Genomic DNA, 19,236 nt, shown 5'->3' on the forward strand with positions numbered 1-19,236 from the left:
GCGGTTTTGGTCGCCATGGTCGAAGTCTCGGTGCGCAAATGTATCGAATGAGTGTAGCTGTGACGTATGGGCAGGTTGCGAGCATCCTTGAACGTGTGTTGGGACGTCCATTCAAGCGTAACGAAGCTCGCCCGTAATGTAGCTGGACTCTGGAGAAGCCAGAAAAGCTACTGCGGCAGCGACCTCCTCCGGTCTGCCGGCACGCCCGACTGGAACATACCGCGCAGCAGTCAATTCTTCAGCTGTGTTGGACTGCGTCGCGATCCATCCAGGGGCAACAGAATTCACGGTGATGCCGAATGGCGCGACTTCCAGCGCCAAGCTCATGTTCATCCCCACAATCCCGGCCTTTGCCGCCGCATAAGCCGCCTCGCCGGGGTTGCTGACACGGGTACCGGTCGTAGAACTGATATGGACGATGCGCCCGTATCGACGATGCTGCATTCCCGGCAACACTGCGCGGGTCAGCAAAAATGCAGTGGTCAGATTGCGGGCAATCGAGGTGTTCCAGACATCGACGCTCATAGGGGCCACGTCGGAGAACACCTCGGCTTCACCCTGAATCGCCATACCGGCGTTGTTCACAAGCACGTCGATTCGTCCCCATAGCGATTCAGCCCAAGTCACCAGTTCGACGACCTGAGTGGGCTGGGTGAGATCTGCAACGCGACCTTCCACCTCATAACCTTCCGCGCTCAGTTGCGCGACGCGATCATGGATGCGGGCACTGCTGCCGGTGATGATCAGCTTTGCTCCCAAGTCTCCAAGACGCTTCGCTATGGCGAGACCAATCCCATGTTCGCTGCCGGCTCCACTGACCAACGCGACCTGACCACTCCAGTTTTTGAACATGCAATGCACCAAAGGGATACACAGGAAATACTGTCTAACAGTTGAGAATAGACGTTGCCTACGCGGCATCGATTCGCCAACGATTTTGAGAGGCTGCACTTGGTCGTTTTCTGCGTGTGGCGACCGGCTGAAAACGGCCGGGAGCAGACCTACGGCATAATGTGCTGAACGCTGCACCACCCAGACTACGAATGCGAGAAAGCCTTGGAACCTAATTCAACGCCTGACCCGGTCGAAACGGCTGGACAACTGAGGGCACGTCGAGAGGCGATGCAAGCTGAGGCTGCATCGTTGCTCGGACAGATGCTCTTCGCGTTCTCGTGCGTCGATGTGAATTTAGGGCTCTGTTTGGCGTGGTTGGACAACGGCGCAAAATTGGAAACCTTATCGAATTCGATCGAAGGGCAGAGCATCCATACGAAACTCGAAACGCTTTCGACGCGAGTCGCAGAGAGGTTACCGGCCGGCTCCAAACGCCGTGTGGCCTATGAACGCTGGATTGAGCGTGTGCATGCCGCTCGGGTACAGCGCAATCAGATGGTCCACGGTCGATGGGGCGTCGAGGCGCACCGTCACAAGATCGTCAATGTCATTGGACTTCCCTCCGGTGCGCAGCAATGCTTTGAATACAGCCTTGCGGAGTTGGCCGCGTTCAACAAAGAGTTGTGTGCATTAGAGCGAGAGCTAGCTAGGCTACGAACACACTGGCCCCTCTAGGCGGCTCGCCTGAAAGAGGCGGAATCACCGGTCTAGCGAAAACAGAGGATCCAGCACCAGCACGGACGCGTTAGCCACCGCCGAGTCTACAGGCTTTGCTTTCCCTCCCTTGGAAATCTTTAAAAAAGGACGACTTACATGGATGTTGAACTGGCACATCAGATTGAGGCCGCAGAAAGCGAGTATTTGCGTTCGCGTGTTCAGAACTTGGCAGGGATAAGTGGAAATCCTTATGGCGCACGTGTTTTTTCCAACGGAGACTTTCCGTGCTTTCAGGTGAACGCATCACCTAGCCCAATGTTCAACCGCATCTACGGCGACAGCGCCCGTGATCCCCAGGCACTGTTGAAGTTGCTCAAAGATTCAGCGGAACATTCGGTCGTAACTCCCCTTATCGGGAAACCTTGCGCGTTGGGGCAGTACTCACTTGTGGGCGAAGCGCAGCTTGAGCGTTTGAGGGGCTGGACTCACTTGCAATTCGCGTGTGCCATCGAGAAGGTGGTCTTGAGTCGTCACTCATTCGAAATCGAGGAAGTCACGTCAAAAACTCTTGCTCAGTTCGCAGATGTGCATGCGAGCGGTTTTCATACCAAACCAGAGTACCAATTGCTGAATCAAGCATCCTTCGCAGAGCAGACGTCGAGCGGACGTCTGAAAATCTGCGTCCTGAAGGCTGATGGGAAAGTCGTGGCAGGAGCCTCAATGTATTTGGCCAGTAATGGCATTGCCTACCTTGGAACGGCTGCCACCCGAAAGGATGCCCGGGGCCTTGGCTACCATGGAGCACTGATATCTCATCGAATTGAGCAAGCGAAGAAGCATGGCTGCCACTTGATCGCCGCGACCGCGCTGTCCAGCTCCCAAAGTCGCCGAAATCTGCAACGTGCCGGGTTGACGACATCTCATGCCCAAGCACTGTACCGCCTCGCAGATAACTAAGATAAACGGCTGAACACGACCGTCCGCTCTTGCAGGCCAAGCAACGGGTGACAACATAGGAAGTTCCGCATCGACACATTATTTAACATAATATACATTATGCGAATCATCGGGTTGGAGGCGTGGCCGCGTCTCTGCGCTCCCTCGCTGTCTGCGCGCCTTCGTTGAATATGGCAAAAAGCGTTTAGAAATGACAACTGCGAAAAAACAAAGTGTAGTGGTCAACTAATCCCGGACACGACGTTAAGTTTTTCTTCGGCGCCAGCCCGCCGTTGAATTGATGGGGTCGAACCCAGTTGTACCGATGCATCAAGAAGTGGCTGATATCGCGCTGAGCCTCTTGAGTCGTTCTGTAACCCGTGGTCGGTATCCATTCCGTTTTCAAGCTGCGGAACACGCGCTCCATTGGCGCGTTATCCCAGCAATTCCCCCGGCGACTCATGCTCTGGCGCATGCGATAACGCCACAATCGCTGACGAAATAAACGACTTGCATACTGCGACCCTTGATCTGAGTGAAACAGCAGGCCCTGAGGTCTTCCTCGTTGCTCGTAAGCCATATCCAGCGCCTTGATAACCAGATCGGCGTCCGGCTTTTCCGACAACGCCCAGCCCACCACCCGGCGCGTGCAAAGATCCAGCACGACAGCCAGGTAATGCCATTTCCCCTGGGCCCAAATGTAGGTGATGTCGCCGCACCACACTTGGTTGGGGGCCGGCACATCGAACTCCCGATTCAAGATGTTCGGGATATCGGGTCGCTCCACCGTCGCTCGTTTGTAGGCATGTGATCCGGGTTGTTTGCTGACTAAATCAAGCTCGCGCATCAAGCTGCGCACTTTGAACCGGCCGAGCTGCTCACCGTCTTCAAGCATCAGCGACAAGATGCTGCGGCTGCCGGCAGCGCTACGACTTTGCGTGAACAACTCGCTCACCCGGCTGCGCAACCGAAGCCGTTCAACATCGGGCGTGCGGCGCCTAAGGCGCTGGGCGTAGTAGCACGAACGAGTGACTTCAAACACCTTGCACAGCCAATCAACCGGCTCATGGACGCTCAGCTGATTGATCAGCGCGTACGCTCGTGATCTTCCGACATCAAGAGCGCGGTAGCCTTTTTAATATCGATTTTTCCCGTTCAAGGCGGGCGATCCGGGCTTCCAGCTCCTGGATTTTCTGCTGTTCTGGGGTCAGCGCTTTGCTCTGCGGAGTGACGCCTTGGCGCTCCTGCTGAACCTGATCGACCCAGCGGCGCAGGGCCGACTCGCCGACGCCGAGTGAACGGCTGGCTTCGATGTAGCTGTAGTTTTGCTTGAGCACGAGGTCGGCAGCCTCGCGTTTGAATTCAGCAGAAAAGGAACGGCGTTGTTTGGTCATCTGACACCTCGATCTGGCGAGCATTCTCGCCTAAATGGGTGTCCGGTTTCATTAGACCACTACACATGCAGGCTTGTATGACAATCGACCGAAATATCTAAAGCAAACGGCAGAGGCATTGGGCTTAGCTTGGCAAGGTACCTATCACCGAGGAATTGACGATGCCAGGAACGTTGCATTCATAGTTAAGGAGATGCTCGGCTGATTAGGTGAGCCGGGCCCATTGGCCCGAAGAAGCGACCTCTCCATATACGTCCCCCCCCAGCTTAGCTATGGGCATGCGATGACACGCACACAAAGATTTGAACACAACCTACCCCTCCCACCTCCCGCGAAGTCTCTGTCCTTACACAGTGAATCATTGCGCCCTGTCATAAATTGTCTCAGCTCAGTCCTGCATAATTGTTGAAATCATGGAGTCATACCGGTACTCCTAAAGCACCAGTTTCAGCAGGGAACGCACCATGCATTCAAGATTCAGGGTCATCGAAACAACCAGACTGGGCGATGGCATCAAGCAATATCGGGTTGTAGATCTCGTCGAGGGCGGCTCTGCTAGCAAGCACGGTGTGTTCAAGGCCAGGGTCGAGGCAGAGGCTGTTTGTTCGCTCCTGAATGCCCAGCATCCGCGTCAGAGTGGTATAGGTCGTACGTCCTTGAGCATCTGATCCACTCGTCTCGGAACGCCAAATACTTGATGCCTTCTTGAGAGTGAAAAATGCCTATAGCGCAGTTATGGATTCTCGATCCAAGATTACGTTTTGAAGGTGCCCTAGATTCAGTCACTGACACTCAGCCTCGGCTGCTTCTCGGGCCTGGTAGGTAGTCGTCGGACGTAGCTTCTCTTCATTGTCATAGACGTAAAAACAATGGGCGCAGTCTTGCAGTAGAAGTGTGCTCCGTTACGCATTGATCCCGTTTTTGTTGGGATAGCAGGGACAACAACAAATCTCAAAATCATTTTCAGGCCCTCTCCTATATTGTCTTGCGGTTTGGTGGTCGCCGCGGTGATCGATAGGCATTCCAACAACAATTTGACGTGGAGCGGCGACGTTTGGAATTAAGACAACTGCGATATTTCGTAAAAATCCTCGAACACGGCAGCTTGGGACGCGCAGCTCTTGAACTGGACGTCGGCGTATCAGCCCTTAGCCAACAGATCGCGAAACTTGAAAGTGAGCTATCAACCCGCCTCCTTAATCGCACCACTACTGGCGTCACACCTACCAGCTCCGGTATGGCGTTCCTGCACCATGCCCAGCTGTGTTTGCGGCAAGCCGAAAATGCGATCATGGCCGCTCACCGTGGGCGAATGAGTGGGTACGTCACCGTCGGAATGGCGCCCACGACTGCCACTGTTCTTGCCCTGCCATTGATCAACGCGATGCGAGAGCGCTACCCGGATATTCAATTGCACCTAGTCGAGATGCTGTCCGGGCATTTGGCCACACAACTCAATGCTCGCCAGATCGACCTAGCCATTCTGTTTCAACTCGAAGGTGGTAAGCGCTGGAGCGTGACACCGCTGCTCGACGAAAAACTATTTGTCATCAGCTCACCGCACCTGCCCCACGCACCACAAGGAACCAGCGTGCAACTGGCGGATCTGGGGCAACTTCCACTGGTAATGCCGAGTGCGCAACACGGTTTGCGTTCTACGCTGATGGTTGCGTTTGAACGTTCGGGATTGGCTCCCAACATCATCATGGAAGTGGATGGTCTTGCCGTATTGATGAACGCCGTACGCGCAGGTCATGCTGCCACCATCCAGCCCGGTGCGGCAGCGGCGCTCAAAGGTGAGTCGGGACTTTCAGTGGTGGAAATTTCCGATGCTCACGTAGGTCGACGAAACCTGCTGGCGACACTGCCTGATGATGAGCTGTCTCCCGCTGCTCTGGCGGCGCGGCTGGTCATCACCGATGTCGCTCGACAGTTGGTCGTTGATCAACAATGGCCGGGAGCATCGTGGATTGAGGACGTCGCGTCATGATCCCGGCGCACCCTCTTCCCGGTTTCCAATACTGGGGTGTCCGCGCCAAAGCCTTTATGAAAACTAAACACCCCCATTCATTTCGCGCCTTTCGACAATAAGCTGACAGCTCTACCTTCCCCCACTCGCGAGGAGCACTTCGTTCATGCCTCCTTGCGATTGAGGAGTGATGATGATCGACGTATTAGTAATTGGCGGCGGCAATGCCGCCTTGTGTGCAGCGTTGATGGCTCGAGAGGCCGGCGCTAGCGTCATGTTGCTGGAGGGGGCACCTAAAATCTGGCGCGGCGGCAACTCGCAACACACCCGAAACCTGCGCTGCATGCACGACGCACCGCAAGATGTGTTGGTCGATGCCTATCCCGAAGAAGAATATTGGCAGGATCTGCTGAAAGTCACCGGTGGGATTACTAACGAAAAGCTTGCACGTATTGTCATCCGCGCCTCGTCGAACTGCCGTGACTGGATGCGCTCCCATGGTGTGCATTTTCAGCCGTCGTTGTCTGGTGCCCTACATGTTGCGCGCACCAATGCGTTTTTCATGGGCGGCGGCAAAGCGTTGGTTAACGCGTACTTCCGCAGCGCCGAGCGGCTGGGCGTGAAGATCCGCTACAACGCTCAAGTCACCGACATCGAGTTGAAGGACGGAGCATTCGTCGCAGCCCACATCGGTGAACGTGAGGTCAATGGTCAGCGTTTGCCCGCCGCGCGGATCCAGGCCAAGACATGCGTTCTGGCGGCTGGCGGTTTCGAGTCGAACCGCGAGTGGCTCCGTGAGGCTTGGGGTCAAAACGATCGCGGAGAATGGCCGTCAGACAATTTTCTGATTCGCGGGACGCGCTTCAATACTGGTGTACTGCTTCGGCGCATGCAGAGCCTGGGCGCCGATTTTATCGGTGACCCAACCCAAGCGCACATGGTGGCCATCGACGCCCGTGCGCCCCTGTATGACGGTGGTATCTGTACCCGTATCGATTGCGTATCGCTGGGCGTGGTGGTCAATCGCGACGGCGAACGCTTCTATGACGAAGGCGAGGATTTCTGGCCCAAGCGCTATGCGATCTGGGGCCGCCTGGTGGCGGGTCAACCCGGTCAACAGGCCTACTCAATCATCGACCAACAAGCCCTCGGCCGTTTCATGCCTCCGGTGTTTCCGGGCACTAAAGCCAACTCCCTGCAAGACCTGGCCCGCCAGTTGAAGCTTCCCGTGACGCAATTTGTCAAAACCATCGAGGAATATAACGCAGCCTGCTGCGACGGCACGTTCGACCACACCGCGCTGGACAATTGCCACACCGAAGGTTTGACACCCGCCAAAACCCATTGGGCCCGCCCATTGGTAAAGCCCCCCTTCTGCGCCTACCCACTTAAGCCAGGCGTGACCTTCACCTATCTGGGGCTGGCTACCGACGATACCGCCGCCGTTCACTTCAACGGCGAGGCTAGCCCCAACCTGTTTGTCGCAGGAGAAATGATGGCGGGCAACGTATTGGGCAAGGGCTATACCGCCGGCATCGGCATGGCCATTGGTACCGCATTCGGTCGCATCGCTGGTGTGCAAGCCGCGGCTGCGGCCGGCTTCCTGACCCCTTCCTCCACGGAGCCCCAACATGCAGCTGTTTGATCCCAAGGCACCGGGTAATTTGATTCCCGTACTCAACCTTGATGAAAGCGAAGTTCAGCGACAAATGACCGTTTGCAATGCCTGCCGTTACTGCGAGGGCTTCTGCGCTGTATTCCCGGCCATGACAAGGCGTCTGGAGTTTTCTCAGGCGGATATCCATTACCTGGCGAACCTTTGCCATAACTGCGGTGCGTGCCTGCATGCCTGTCAGTACGCTGCCCCTCACGAATTCGAAATCAATGTGCCCAAGGCCATGGCCAAAGTCCGCCTCGACACTTATGCCGAGTACGCCTGGCCACAGGTGATGGGCAAGTTGTACCGGCGCAACGGGTTGGCTCTGGCGCTGGCATCCGGTGCGGGGTTGGCACTGTTCCTCTGCCTCACGTTGATGGTGATGGGCAATCTGTTTACCGCAATGCCGGGGGGGGATTTCTACGGGATCTTCCCGCATAACACCCTGGCACTGATGTTCGGTGCGGTTTTCGGTTTCTCGGTACTTGCGTTGACGATTGGAGTGCGGCGTTTCTGGCGCAACGTTTCACCGGCGGATGCGCCCCAGCAGGAAAAGACAGCCGCTGCACTGGAGGCCACGGCCAACGTCGCCCGACTCAAATACCTGGACGGGGGGCATGGCGAGGGCTGCAATAACGCCGATGATCAGTTCACCCTGTGGCGGCGGCGCTTTCACCACTTCACCTTCTACGGCTTCATGCTGTGCTTCGCCGCCACCGGTGTCGCCACGCTTTACCATTTCCTGCTGGACTGGTCGGCGCCCTACCCCGTCCTGAGCTTGCCGGTGATGCTGGGTATCGCAGGTGGAGTCGGCCTGCTGATAGGCCCCACAGGCCTGTTGTGGTTGAACCTGCGTCGCAACCCTGAGCACGGCGACGACAATCAGAAACCCATGGATCGTGGCTTTATCGCGCTGCTGTTTCTAGTCAGCGCCAGCGGCCTGGCACTCCTGGCGTTTCGCGAAAGCGCTGCCCTGGGCTTGATGCTGGCGATCCATCTCGGCCTGGTCATGGCGTTTTTCCTGACCATGCCCTACAGCAAATTCGCCCATGGCATCTTCCGCAGCGCCGCATTGCTCAAGTACTCCATCGAAAAACGCCAACCCAACCCGATCAACGCAGGTAGCGACTGATCGGCGATCCATTCATTCCAAAAACAATATCGATCACCACGGTAGCCATGATGAAAACAACAACTCAAGACACCCGATCCAAGGGGTCGAAACTGGGCGCCATCCTGCGGGTCACTAGCGGCAATTTTCTCGAACAGTTCGACTTCTTTCTGTTCGGGTTCTATGCAACTTACATCTCGCAGACATTCTTTCCTACCACCAGCGAGTTCGCCTCGTTAATGATGACCTTCGCCGTATTCGGCTCGGGATTTCTGATGCGGCCGCTGGGCGCTATCGTGCTGGGCGCATACATCGACAAGGTGGGCCGGCGAAAGGGGCTGATCGTGACGCTGTCGATCATGGCCGCGGGCACGGTCTTGATCGCCTTGGTTCCGGGCTACGCCAGCATAGGCATCGCAGCGCCGATATTGGTGTTGCTCGGGCGACTGTTGCAGGGATTCTCCGCTGGTGCGGAAATGGGTGGTGTTTCCGTGTACCTGGCTGAAATCGCCACGCTCGGACGCCGGGGTTTCTATACCAGTTGGCAGTCGGCCAGCCAACAAGTGGCGATCATTCTTGCGGCTGCGTTGGGCTATACGATTAACGCGTCCATGGAGGCTGCCGACGTTGCAGCCTGGGGCTGGCGTATCCCATTCTTCATTGGTTGCCTGATTATCCCGTTCATCTTCATCATTCGCCGCTCACTACAGGAAACCGATGCATTCAAAGCGCGCAGCCATCACCCAAGTGCCAGTGAAGTCTTTCGCTCGATGCGGGACAACTGGCGCACGGTACTGGCTGGTGGTCTGTTAGCGTCGATGACCACCACCACGTTCTATCTCATTACCGTCTACACCCCGACTTTCGGTCGGTCTGTACTGAACCTGAGCACCAGCGACAGTCTGGTGGTCACGCTCTTCGTCGGCCTGAGCAACTTCATATGGCTGCCCATCGGCGGTACGATCTCTGATCGCATCGGACGCCGCCCCTTGTTGCTGGCAGTCACCTTGCTGTGCATCTTCACCGCCTATCCCGCCATGCATTGGCTGGCCGCGGCGGCAAGCTTCGAACGGCTGCTCGCCGTGCTGCTGTACTTCTCTTTTTTCTTTGGCATTTACAACGGCGCGATGGTTGCTGCATTGACTGAGGTAATGCCTCAGAACGTACGAGTCGTAGGATTTTCACTGGCATTCAGTTTGGCAACGGCTGTGTTTGGCGGTTTTACACCCGCCGTATCAACAATCCTGGTGCAGGCAACAGGTGACAAGGCGTCGCCCGCCTACTGGCTAATGTTTGCTGCGTTGTGTGGGTTCACAGCGACGACGATCCTGTATCGCAGGCAAAAAGCAGTGCCAGTCAACGCTTGATCAAAGAGAGGTTTCGGCGGAATTCAGGGCTTTGCACTGAATAAATATCGCGCCCTGGCCTGCATTGTATGCGTCCGGCAAAGGCATCTAGCCCGCTCTGCTAAGCCAAGACAGGTGTGCACTTCAATTTAAGTGGACACCTCGTCTAGCCTTTTTAAGCAGATATTCCATGCAGCCAACGCGCCGTTCCTATTCCAAATCCTTCAAAACCCAAGTATTCGGAAAGCCGTAGCCGCACTTCAGTAGATAGGCTTCGGCAATGGGCCAGTTCGGGATCTTGATGATGGTGGATGACAGCTGTTTGACTCCAAGGAGAACAGCATCTCAAAGTAATAATGGATGTCGTCCCTTTGCTGCCTGATCATCGCGGAAATCTGGAGCTTTTTCAGGCTGTATTTCAATCACTCCTGCACCAGCTCGCGCACCTCCACAATTCGTGTCTTGGACGCATTGATCTGCAGCTCAAACGAACTGACGCATTTTATGATTACCGCAAGCGCCCTTTCCGCTTCTTCCCTCCGGTTGAAAAAAAACGTGAAATCGTCGACATACCGAAAGCCCTTCGGCCAAGCTCCGAGTTCCTCGTGGATCGCTTCGCATCCCTTGCCCCGACTGGCAGGCTTTGTATGCACGAGTTGAAACGTTCAGCCATTATCTTGGACGCAGGCCCCACGTGCTGCTGAGCAAGCTGGGACAGGATGGTCATGACCGTGGCATTTCTGATTGGAGCGGTACTTGCGGATGCAGGCTTTACCGTGACAATGCTGCCAATGTTCCAAAGCTCACAACAGCTGCCATTAAACCCGACGCCCCAAACACAGCGCCGAGGCCGCAGATACGCCTGTTGGTATCACCCCCTGATTGAGGTGACATGGTCGGGCGACAAACTCGCCATGGAGGCACACCCCATGTTCGCAAGTGTGCGATCCATCTCATCTTTGATAATGCTCAGCACCTGACTAGCCCCTTCCTCGCCACCTGCAGCCAGACCGTAGAGTAGTGGCCTGCCTAGCAGAACACCACCCGCACCGAGCGCCATAGCTTTAACAACGTCAGAACCACGTCTGAAACCGCTATCAACAAGCACCTTGCCCGGATGGGCATTAGCAATTTGCTTAAGAACAGGCATAGGCGAGCAGCTCGAATCAAGTTGACGCCCGCCATGGTTTGAGAGGATTACGCCGTCAGCTCCGAGCGCCATACAACGCGCAGCGTCTTCAGGGTGAAGTATTCCTTTGACTAACAGCCGATGTGGCCAGAGTTCTCGCAATCTTTTAAGTGAATCCCAGTTGAAACTGGCATCCATTTTCCGCGACAGCAGCGCAGCTTGAAGCTCTACGTTGTTGGCGTCCTGATTGGCGAAATTTGCCATCTGCGGCATCCCGCCTGTAAGCAAGCTTATAGACCAGCGCGGATGGAGCATTCCATCGAGCATTACCTTCGGCGTGTACTTGAAAGGCAGGCCAAAACCACTACGTAAATCACGCTCACGCTTGCCGTTCACCGCAACATCAGTGGTCAGCACTAGCGTTCGGTAACCTGCCGCCAGTGCACGAGCTACGAGTTGATCAGCAAGTGACGGGTGCACTACATAGAGTTGGAACCACAGCTCCCCTCCCGCTTTTTCCGCGACCTCCTCAATGGACGCATTGGCCGCCGTGGACAATATAAAGGGGATACCGGCTTTCCTAGCCGCCCTTGCTAAAGCGATATCGCCCTTCGGCCAAAATGCCCCATTAAGCCCCATCGGAGCTACCAGGAGCGGCAGTGGCTGAGTAGTACCGAAGACGTTAACGCTCAGATCACGCTGGGCGACATCAACCAAGCGTCTTGGGATGAGCTCCCAATGGTCGAACGTGTCCCGGTTACGCTGCAGGCATTTCTCATCATCGGCGCCGCCTTCAAGGTAGTCGAAGACCATTCTGGGAAGGCGCCGTTGCGCCAGTGAACGAAAACCTTCAACGCTAAAAGCTAAGCTCATGGTGTCCTCACGGCAGTACGAGAATACAAAGTAAAAACCCCACTCTATTGAGCGGGGCCTAATTGATCAAATCGATACTATCCAGACCCTGAATAGATCACGCTTATTCAGAAGTAACCGCAAGTGCTGAGGACGTGACTAGATGGGTAGCAGCACCAGGTGCGGTTTCGATCAGGAACAAACCAGTGACAGCCGCTGCAAGTGATACCGCTCCCACTACCATCATGGGTAGCGCCAAGCCGTATAGATCGGCCAAACCACCTGCAATCACAGGCATCAATACACCGCCAATTAATTCGCTCACACCCGTTGGCACACCCACTGCTGCTCCGGTCATATTGGATGGGACGGACTCGCTAGGAATCACGGCCAAGAACAATGGTGCGATGCCAAATCCGAAGATACCGGCGGCAAACAGGATCGAAAACATCACCCAAGGGCCGGCGTGGCTCAGAGCAAATGCGAGCATCAGCAGACCGTAAATAGTGGCGCAAGTCACCAGCACAGGTTTACGTCCCCATCGATCCGACAAGGCGGGTACGGCGATCATTCCTATGAAGCCACCGAACCCCCAGCCCGAGACGATCAACCCCGTCGTGCTCAACGACAGCCCCACCACTTGAGTGAGGTAAAGCGCGACGAAGGTCGAGAATACGAACAAGCCCGTTTGAAACAGGGAGCCGATGACTGTAGTCACCCAGATATTGCGGAATTTGAGCACGCTGGTGATAGGAGCGCTTTTGTGTGCATCGCGCTCGACGGTCACCTTCCTGGGTTCGCGCATGAGCTTCGCGAGCATCACCGTCAAAATCAACCCAGGAATCCCGAGCAGAAAGAACACCCACTCCCATGGCATGTACAAGCTTAATTGAGTCGCAATGATCGGGCCCAAACCGATGCCCAACAGTGGAAAGAATGCTTGGTGAATGCCCATATTGAGCCCTCGCCGTTTGGGCGTCGATATCTCTGCGAGCGTCGCGACACTGGCACTGAAAACCCCGCCTTCACCTACGCCAAGAAGGCCTCGAACGACCAGCATTCCAGTGAAGCTTTTTACAGCTCCTGTCATCCATGTCATGAGTGAGAAGAAAATGCCGGAGTAGATCAACACCTTCTTCCGACCGTGGCGATCACTCACGCCACCAAGAACATAAGTAGACAGCGCCCATGTCAGCGCCAATACAGAAGCGATTGCACCGGCTTGGGTATTACTCAACCCCAGCTCTGGTATCAAGATTGGAAACAAGTACACCACCACCAACCGATCCAGACCTACGATGCCAAACAGCACCGCAAGCAGCCACACCATTTTCCACTCGTAAGCTGAATCACCAAGCGATTTATGCTGCATGTTATGCACCCATCAAAAAGGGATATCGATTAATTGGCTTCAAGGTCGTCAACAAGAGCGAGCTTGTCATCCGAACCGATTGATGCGTCCTCTGTAACGGGCCTGCGTGGCTCGCTGTTAAACAGCAGTCTTGTGACATCGCTTCGGGAGTAGTGGCCAACCGGATCTGCTGCAACTTTGGCCATCGTGACGGCGTCAAGGTTGATGTCCCCGTACAGCAGTCCTTCCTGGTCTGGCGGTAATGGAGTGGCCAAATCGGCGCCGTCGGGGCCATAGATGCGCGCGAAGCCTCCCCCGACCTTTAGTAAATTACGTGCTTCATCCGTTTGGCAGAGCAATTCAACAACGTCCTGGGAAACCATCCCGCACGGGGCGAGAACGAAACACTGGCCTTCAACGGCATATGTGCGGCTTACGGCGTTATTAACCTCACCACCAATTGCTGGGGTGACGTCCGTATAGAGGGAAAAACCTGGCCATGCGGCGACGTGCACTTGCTCATGCTTGCTGTACATCGCGAATTTGGTCAGTGGCTGAATATGCTCCCAGCAGCACAGTCCTCCAAGCCGACCAATGTTGGTTTCATGAACTTGGATATCACTACCGTCGCCCTCCCCAAAGACCATGCGCTCTGCCACGGTTGGTTTGAGCTTGCGTCGGGTCGACAGGGTATGGCCCTGGTCGTCAATGAAAGTCTGCGCCATGTACAAGCTGCCATTGGATCGCTCGGTGAAGCCGAGGCACACGAAGATCTCATGGTCGGCTGCCGCTTGCTCCAATCGACGATAGTCCGGGCTATCAATCACCAAGGCCTGCTCGTGATATTGCAGCATGTACTGCATTGCCCAAGCTGGTGACCCCAGCCAGAAAAACCATGGGTAACCAGGAATGAAGTTTTCCGGAAGCGCGATTACCCGAGCACCGTTGCCAGCTGCCTCGGCAATCAATTGAATGCACTTATCAACCGTCGCGCTGCGATCCATGAAGACGGGTGCTGCCTGCACCACTGCGACTCGATACGAAGTTGAAAAAGACATAGAAACCTCAAAAAAAGATGGCACTCAGCCGTTGCTGCATCTTTGATGAAAATGCCCAATTGGAATGTGCTGAAAGTCTTGTCAGATTTGCTCTAGCTTCTCCATGCCATGGGTGGAGGGCACCCAGGCATGAAGAAAAATGGCTTAGCGGCTCACGACGGGATCTGCGAAATCCTGCTTGGGCAGATCTACATGCCGCTGGGCAACGAATTCTGTAGCGCTATGGCCTAGGCCCAATGCATACGCTCCTGGCGCTACAGACCAGCGCTGTGCCTTGACGTCAAAATCGGCGAGCAGGCGTGAATCCACTTGCAGGGTTATGGATCGCGATTCCCCGGCACGGAGCTCGATCTTGTTCCACCCCAGCAAGCGTTGCTGAGCTCGACCAGGCATACCCGTCAGATAGAGCTGAGGAACATCTTGTCCCGTCAGCTTGCCGATGTTGGTCACGTTAAAGCTAACGGTGAGCGGAGAGGTTTTTTCGACCTTCAGCCCATCATATTTAAACTGTGTGTAGGAAAGCCCGAAGCCGAATGGGAACAAAGGATTGATGTTTTTTCGCGCAAACCATTTATATCCAACGTCAGCGCCTTCGATGTTGTAGTCCACATCGATCTTGGCGTTTTCGGGGCCACCAAAGCCGGGTACTACAGGGCGAGGCAGTTGTTTGAGGTCTGCCGGGAAAGTGATCGGGAGGCGGCCCGATGGATTTACTTTGCCGGTCAGCGTGCGAGCGATGGCCTTACCACCACCTGCACCTGGATACCACGCCTGCATGACTGCTGCCGTTTTGTTGAGCCATGGCATGCTGATAGGGCCGCCAGTTTCCAAGACCACAATGGTTTTAGCGTTTGCGGAGGCCAATGTGTCAATCAAGCCATTCTGACCGCTAGGCAACTCCAGGTCGTAGGTGTCGTAACTCTCCATCATCCACTGCGTCGCGAACACGATGACCACGTCAGCGTTCTTGGCCAACGCAGCCGCTTCCCCGGGGTTACGGCCATCGTTGAAGGTTATGGCAGCATCTGGCAGCTCCGCCTTCAGAGCCGTAAGCGGCGAGCTTCTATGCCAAACCATCTCACGCAGTGAAGCGAACTGACCTTCGCCTCCCGTAGGAATTACCAGCCCAGCACCCTCTGGCTCTATAACCTGTGACGAACCGGCTCCAGAGAGAACCCCCTTGTCCGCGTTGCCACCCACTACAAGGATCTTCTTGATCGCACCATTGAGAGGCAACGCATGCTTCTCGTTGCGTAGCAACACCATCCCCTCTTCGGCAGCTTGTTGTGCTACGGCCTTGCTCGCTGCGTAATCAATAGGTGTTTTAACAGGAGGGTGCTCAAAGAGGCCAATATCAAACATCGAGCGCAGGACTCGCTGGCTCATTTCAGCCAAACGAGTGCGATAAACTTGGTCTTGCTCAGCTTTGGCCAACAGTGGCTTCTCGAAGAAAACATCTCCAAATAACCACTTGTCCAACTGTGTGCCCATCTCGATATCCACGCCATGCATGGCGGCTTCGACACCGTGAACAGAACCCCAGTCGGACATCACAAAACCGCGATAGCCCCAACGATCCTTTAAGATGCGCTGAAGCAGATCAGCGTTGTCGCAGGCGTGAATGCCATTGACTCGGTTATAACCACACATCACTGCGCCCGGCTGGCCGCGCTCGATGGCGATTTGAAATGCCAGCAGATCACTCTCACTCAAAGACCGTTCACCGATGACAGCGCTCATGCCCATTCGCGCGGTCTCTTGATCGTTCATGGCGAAATGCTTGATCGTTGAAAGCACATGCTGGCTTTGAATGCCCTTGATGTTTTCACCTGCCATCGTGCCAGCAAGCAGGGGATCCTCGCCAAAGTATTCAAAATTCCTTCCATTGCGTGGATCACGAGCCAGGTTTACGCCACCTGCGAGCATGACGTTGAATCCTTTACTCCATGCTTCATGCCCGATCATTTGGCCGCCATCGTAGGCGACCTTCGGATTCCAGCTGGCAGCACTGCTGAGCCCTGAAGGAAGGGGCGTCCCCCCATCTCCTGGCCGGACATTGGCAGGGTTGGCAACGCCCAGGCTTGCATCGGTGATTTGGAGCGCTGGGATGCCCCGCGTTGTGTCGGCAGGCACAAACCCAGCGGATCCGATGGCGCCATCTGGCACTGTAAATCCAAGGATAGGCATGGCCATTTCGCCGTGTACTCGGCGTATTTGCTCTTCAAGTGTCAGATCTTGCTGAAGAAGCTTTGCACGATGATCAGATGATTTATCCGAGTCTAACCAAGGTTGAGACGCCGCGAGTACGTGGGTGTTTGTCATTATAAGTGTCAGCAGCATGGTGGCGCTTGAAGGAATTCGGTTTTTCATTGGGTTGTCCTTTAGAAGCTGATGTTGAATCGCAGGCCAAGCACGGTCGCATCCGGCACTTTGTCCACACCACCTGGAGCGTGGTAATACTGGATATTTGGCTGGAGGTAGAGCCACCTCGTGGCTTGGTAGCGATAGAACAACTCAGTCGAAACTTCGGTGTCGCCTAGCGGGAGATAACGGGGATTGTCGTAGTCATCGACGCCTGCCAACTGGTTAGTAAGATCTCGATTTCGTGTCCAATCTTTGTTGATCTTGATTGCCGTACTGGCAAATCCAAGCATGTCATCCGGGCGATTGTCGAAAAGGCCGTTGTAGTAAAGACCGGCGCCGTAGCCGTAATGAAGGACAGAAGTTTCCTTGTCATTGATCTCGGCGTTAACAAAAGCGCGCAGGCCTTGCTTACTGTCTCCGCCAGGCCCCGTCAGTTGCTGTTCAAAGAAAGCCCAAGCCGCCCGCTTACCATGGCGAGTCTTGAATCCAGCAGATGGATTAGATGCCTCCATCCCGCCGGCAGCACCTGCTGCAACATCGGGTGCGTCTACGTTGCTGTAATAGGCGCCAATGAAATAATTACCCGCTAACTTTCGCTCTCCCCAATAAGGGCGCCAGCCGAGCAGCACCGGGTAGATTTGCCCTTCAGTACCACGATCACTGAGGGAAATAGCCCTGTCATTGGTGGTGGTCTGGGGGTTCTGCTGGTAGACGCCAAACTTTACGTACCAATCCGGCGTCATGTGCCAGGTAGTCGTGGCCGCCCACGTACTGATTGGCCATCCGTACCAAATGTTGCTTATGCCAGGGACGGTGCCGCAGTTGACGAGACTTTGAAACTCACAGGTGGACGGAAAAAATTCTTCCGTCGGTGTCATTTTCCCAACCCTAAGGCTCAACTGCTTGTCGAAGAAGTTTTGCTGGTAGGTGAGTCGGGTCAAGCGCGTCACAGAGCCAAAGCCCCACACTTCTTGCGAGAGATTGGGAAGTGAACCCGTGCGAGGGTCGTTCACGCGAGTGTTTGTAAGTAACTCGTGGTTGTTTCGATTAGTTACGACGAGGCTGAATTCTCCATCCACACCGAGCTTTTTACTCAAATCGTAGTTAAACAGGGCCGTGGTCTGATCACTTGTTTCCAAAGCTGTCTTTTGGTCATAACCACCTCTCACGTTCGTAGCCAGTTCATTTACGTAGAACAGCCCTAAGGTGACCCCTTGCTCACTAAGCTCATTGCGTTTCCCCGACCAATCACCAGTCAGCCATGGCGAGTCTGATGCTAAAGGCTCAGCAGCTAGGGCGGGGATGCTGATTGACCCTACGAGGGCTAAACCACCAGCTGCTATACGTTTCTTCAATTCGAGTGCTCCTTTTGTCGAGCGCAAAGGAGCTCGCCAGGCTCCTACTTGCTTCGTGTATATGTGTGGGTTGGTTGGGCAATGTGGGCAGAAAAATCTTGATAGCGGCGCCAAGCTGTCTGCGTTGAGAACTATCGCAGGGCACTGGAGTAAACCGCTGCCCTCCACTTCCTGAGGAAGTTGCCTCTATTTCTTAAGGTGGAGCGCGTCATCAGGCGAGCGTGAAAGTCGACGTCACGCCCTGAAATGAGGCGAGTTGCGGTGGCGAGAAAGCGAAACGAATGCCTTCCTGTACTCCGCTTCCACCATTACTGGGCTGTGGATCTCAAATCGATGAATCTCTGTGGGAGAGGCACCCTATTTGCTTGCTTTTAGGCAAGCAGCCAGCGCAGGACACTCACCATGCACACCACACTCTCAACAAGAGCAATACCCGAAGGTGACCGCCTACCTTTTTGGAGGGAAACAATTGGAAAAATGTTTATGCCTCTGGAGTGCGTTGCCGGCGCGGGGACGTCCTTTAGTGCGGATCTGCAACATGCGTCCGTGGGGCCAGTAGACTTAATGGCCATGACGGCCAGTCCGCATCAGGTGACCCGAAGCGCTCGTTTAGTCCGCAACTCTGACGCTGACTATTTTATGGTCAGCTATCAAATTTCCGGACAGGGGTTTTTGAGACAGAGTGATAAAGAATCCCAACAGAGCGCTGGAGACTTCGTTCTCTACGACAGCACTCGGCCATTTGAAATGGGATACTGCGAAAACTTCAGCAAGTATATCCTTAGAATTCCTCGCAGCCTTCTTAGCGCTCACGTGAGCAGCCCTGATCGCCTATGCGGATTGACAATAAGCGCCCAATCAAGCCCTAGCATTTTGCTGGGCGGCATGCTGCGCTCTCTGGCAGAAAGCAGGGCTGAGATGGCAACAACTGTTCTGGATCCGATAGCCAACGCTTTGATTGAGTTGGTAGTTGGAGGTTTGCAGTCCTTACCTCAGGCTCAACAAGGCGAAGTATCTAAACTTCAGACCTTTCATCTATCCAGGGTAAAGAGTTACATACTTCAGAACCTGAGAGACCCGAGCCTGAATATCGAGAGGATTGCTTTAGATCTTAAGATGTCGGTGAGTTCTCTATATCGGATTTTTGAAAAAGAAGATCAGCC

General features: G+C 54.9%; 15 protein-coding genes. 7 read left to right on the forward strand and 8 right to left on the reverse strand.

The window, feature by feature from the left end; all coding sequences use genetic code 11:
• Positions 1–111 precede the first annotated feature (111 nt).
• Positions 112–852, reverse strand: coding sequence for an SDR family NAD(P)-dependent oxidoreductase (locus HCU66_RS23835; protein ID WP_205890870.1), 741 nt, complete (start codon positions 850–852; stop codon positions 112–114).
• Positions 853–1,122: 270 nt separating this feature from the next.
• Between HCU66_RS23835 and HCU66_RS23840 the strand changes: the two genes are divergently transcribed.
• Positions 1,123–1,569 carry a hypothetical protein gene (locus HCU66_RS23840; RefSeq protein WP_205890871.1) on the forward strand — a complete coding sequence of 149 codons (447 nt, stop codon included), beginning with the start codon at positions 1,123–1,125 and terminating at the stop codon, positions 1,567–1,569.
• 138 nt (positions 1,570–1,707) lie between these two features.
• Positions 1,708–2,508 carry a GNAT family N-acetyltransferase gene (locus tag HCU66_RS23845; RefSeq protein ID WP_205890872.1) on the forward strand — a complete coding sequence of 267 codons (801 nt, stop codon included), beginning with the start codon at positions 1,708–1,710 and terminating at the stop codon, positions 2,506–2,508.
• Between the two features lie 184 nt (positions 2,509–2,692).
• Here the strand turns inward: HCU66_RS23845 and HCU66_RS23850 are convergent.
• A protein-coding gene (locus tag HCU66_RS23850; protein WP_241015651.1) for an IS3 family transposase occupies positions 2,693–3,881 on the reverse strand; the annotation gives its coding sequence in 2 pieces (ribosomal slippage) (positions 2,693–3,623 and positions 3,622–3,881; 1,191 coding nt in all).
• 1,054 nt (positions 3,882–4,935) lie between these two features.
• Between HCU66_RS23850 and HCU66_RS23855 the strand changes: the two genes are divergently transcribed.
• The 4 genes from HCU66_RS23855 to tcuC all read left to right on the forward strand — a co-directional run bounded on the left by HCU66_RS23855 (position 4,936) and on the right by tcuC (position 9,985).
• Complete coding sequence (locus tag HCU66_RS23855; RefSeq protein WP_096374285.1) at positions 4,936–5,871, forward strand: LysR family transcriptional regulator; 936 nt, start codon at positions 4,936–4,938, stop codon at positions 5,869–5,871.
• A 172-nt stretch (positions 5,872–6,043) separates the two neighbouring features.
• Entirely contained in the window at positions 6,044–7,495 is a 1,452-nt protein-coding gene (gene tcuA / locus HCU66_RS23860) for an FAD-dependent tricarballylate dehydrogenase TcuA (protein ID WP_205890873.1), read from the forward strand.
• A complete protein-coding gene (gene tcuB, locus HCU66_RS23865; RefSeq protein ID WP_205890874.1) occupies positions 7,482–8,639 on the forward strand; it encodes a tricarballylate utilization 4Fe-4S protein TcuB in 1,158 nt (385 codons plus the stop codon). The genes tcuA and tcuB overlap by 14 nt, the downstream gene beginning before the upstream one ends.
• Before the next feature lie 47 nt (positions 8,640–8,686).
• On the forward strand, positions 8,687–9,985 hold the full coding sequence (tcuC, locus tag HCU66_RS23870) for an MFS transporter (RefSeq protein WP_205890875.1): 1,299 nt from the start codon (positions 8,687–8,689) through the stop codon (positions 9,983–9,985).
• 401 nt (positions 9,986–10,386) lie between these two features.
• On the opposite strand, the gene HCU66_RS27605 is transcribed toward tcuC, so the two are convergent.
• The 6 genes from HCU66_RS27605 to HCU66_RS23900 form a co-directional block, all read right to left on the reverse strand.
• Positions 10,387–10,617: an RNA-directed DNA polymerase gene (locus HCU66_RS27605; RefSeq protein WP_205890876.1), complete on the reverse strand. Its 231-nt coding sequence runs from the start codon at positions 10,615–10,617 to the stop codon at positions 10,387–10,389.
• Between the two features lie 218 nt (positions 10,618–10,835).
• Positions 10,836–11,966 carry an alpha-hydroxy-acid oxidizing protein gene (locus HCU66_RS23880; protein WP_205890877.1) on the reverse strand — a complete coding sequence of 377 codons (1,131 nt, stop codon included), beginning with the start codon at positions 11,964–11,966 and terminating at the stop codon, positions 10,836–10,838.
• Between the two features lie 103 nt (positions 11,967–12,069).
• The gene (locus HCU66_RS23885; protein WP_225609188.1) at positions 12,070–13,317 is read right to left on the reverse strand and encodes an MFS transporter; all 1,248 of its coding nucleotides are present in this window, start codon (positions 13,315–13,317) and stop codon (positions 12,070–12,072) included.
• 29 nt (positions 13,318–13,346) lie between these two features.
• Positions 13,347–14,354, reverse strand: coding sequence for a carbon-nitrogen hydrolase family protein (locus tag HCU66_RS23890; RefSeq protein ID WP_241015652.1), 1,008 nt, complete (start codon positions 14,352–14,354; stop codon positions 13,347–13,349).
• 144 nt (positions 14,355–14,498) lie between these two features.
• On the reverse strand, positions 14,499–16,724 hold the full coding sequence (locus HCU66_RS23895) for a beta-glucosidase family protein (RefSeq protein WP_205890878.1): 2,226 nt from the start codon (positions 16,722–16,724) through the stop codon (positions 14,499–14,501).
• 11 nt (positions 16,725–16,735) lie between these two features.
• Complete coding sequence (locus HCU66_RS23900) at positions 16,736–18,073, reverse strand: carbohydrate porin (RefSeq protein WP_205890879.1); 1,338 nt, start codon at positions 18,071–18,073, stop codon at positions 16,736–16,738.
• A gap of 402 nt (positions 18,074–18,475) precedes the next feature.
• Between HCU66_RS23900 and HCU66_RS23905 the strand changes: the two genes are divergently transcribed.
• A partial coding sequence (locus HCU66_RS23905; protein ID WP_205890880.1) for an AraC family transcriptional regulator occupies positions 18,476–19,236 on the forward strand: 761 nt, incomplete at its 3' end.

It is taken from the genome of Pseudomonas frederiksbergensis, from assembly GCF_017114915.1.
Lineage (GTDB): Bacteria > Pseudomonadota > Gammaproteobacteria > Pseudomonadales > Pseudomonadaceae > Aquipseudomonas > Aquipseudomonas frederiksbergensis_I.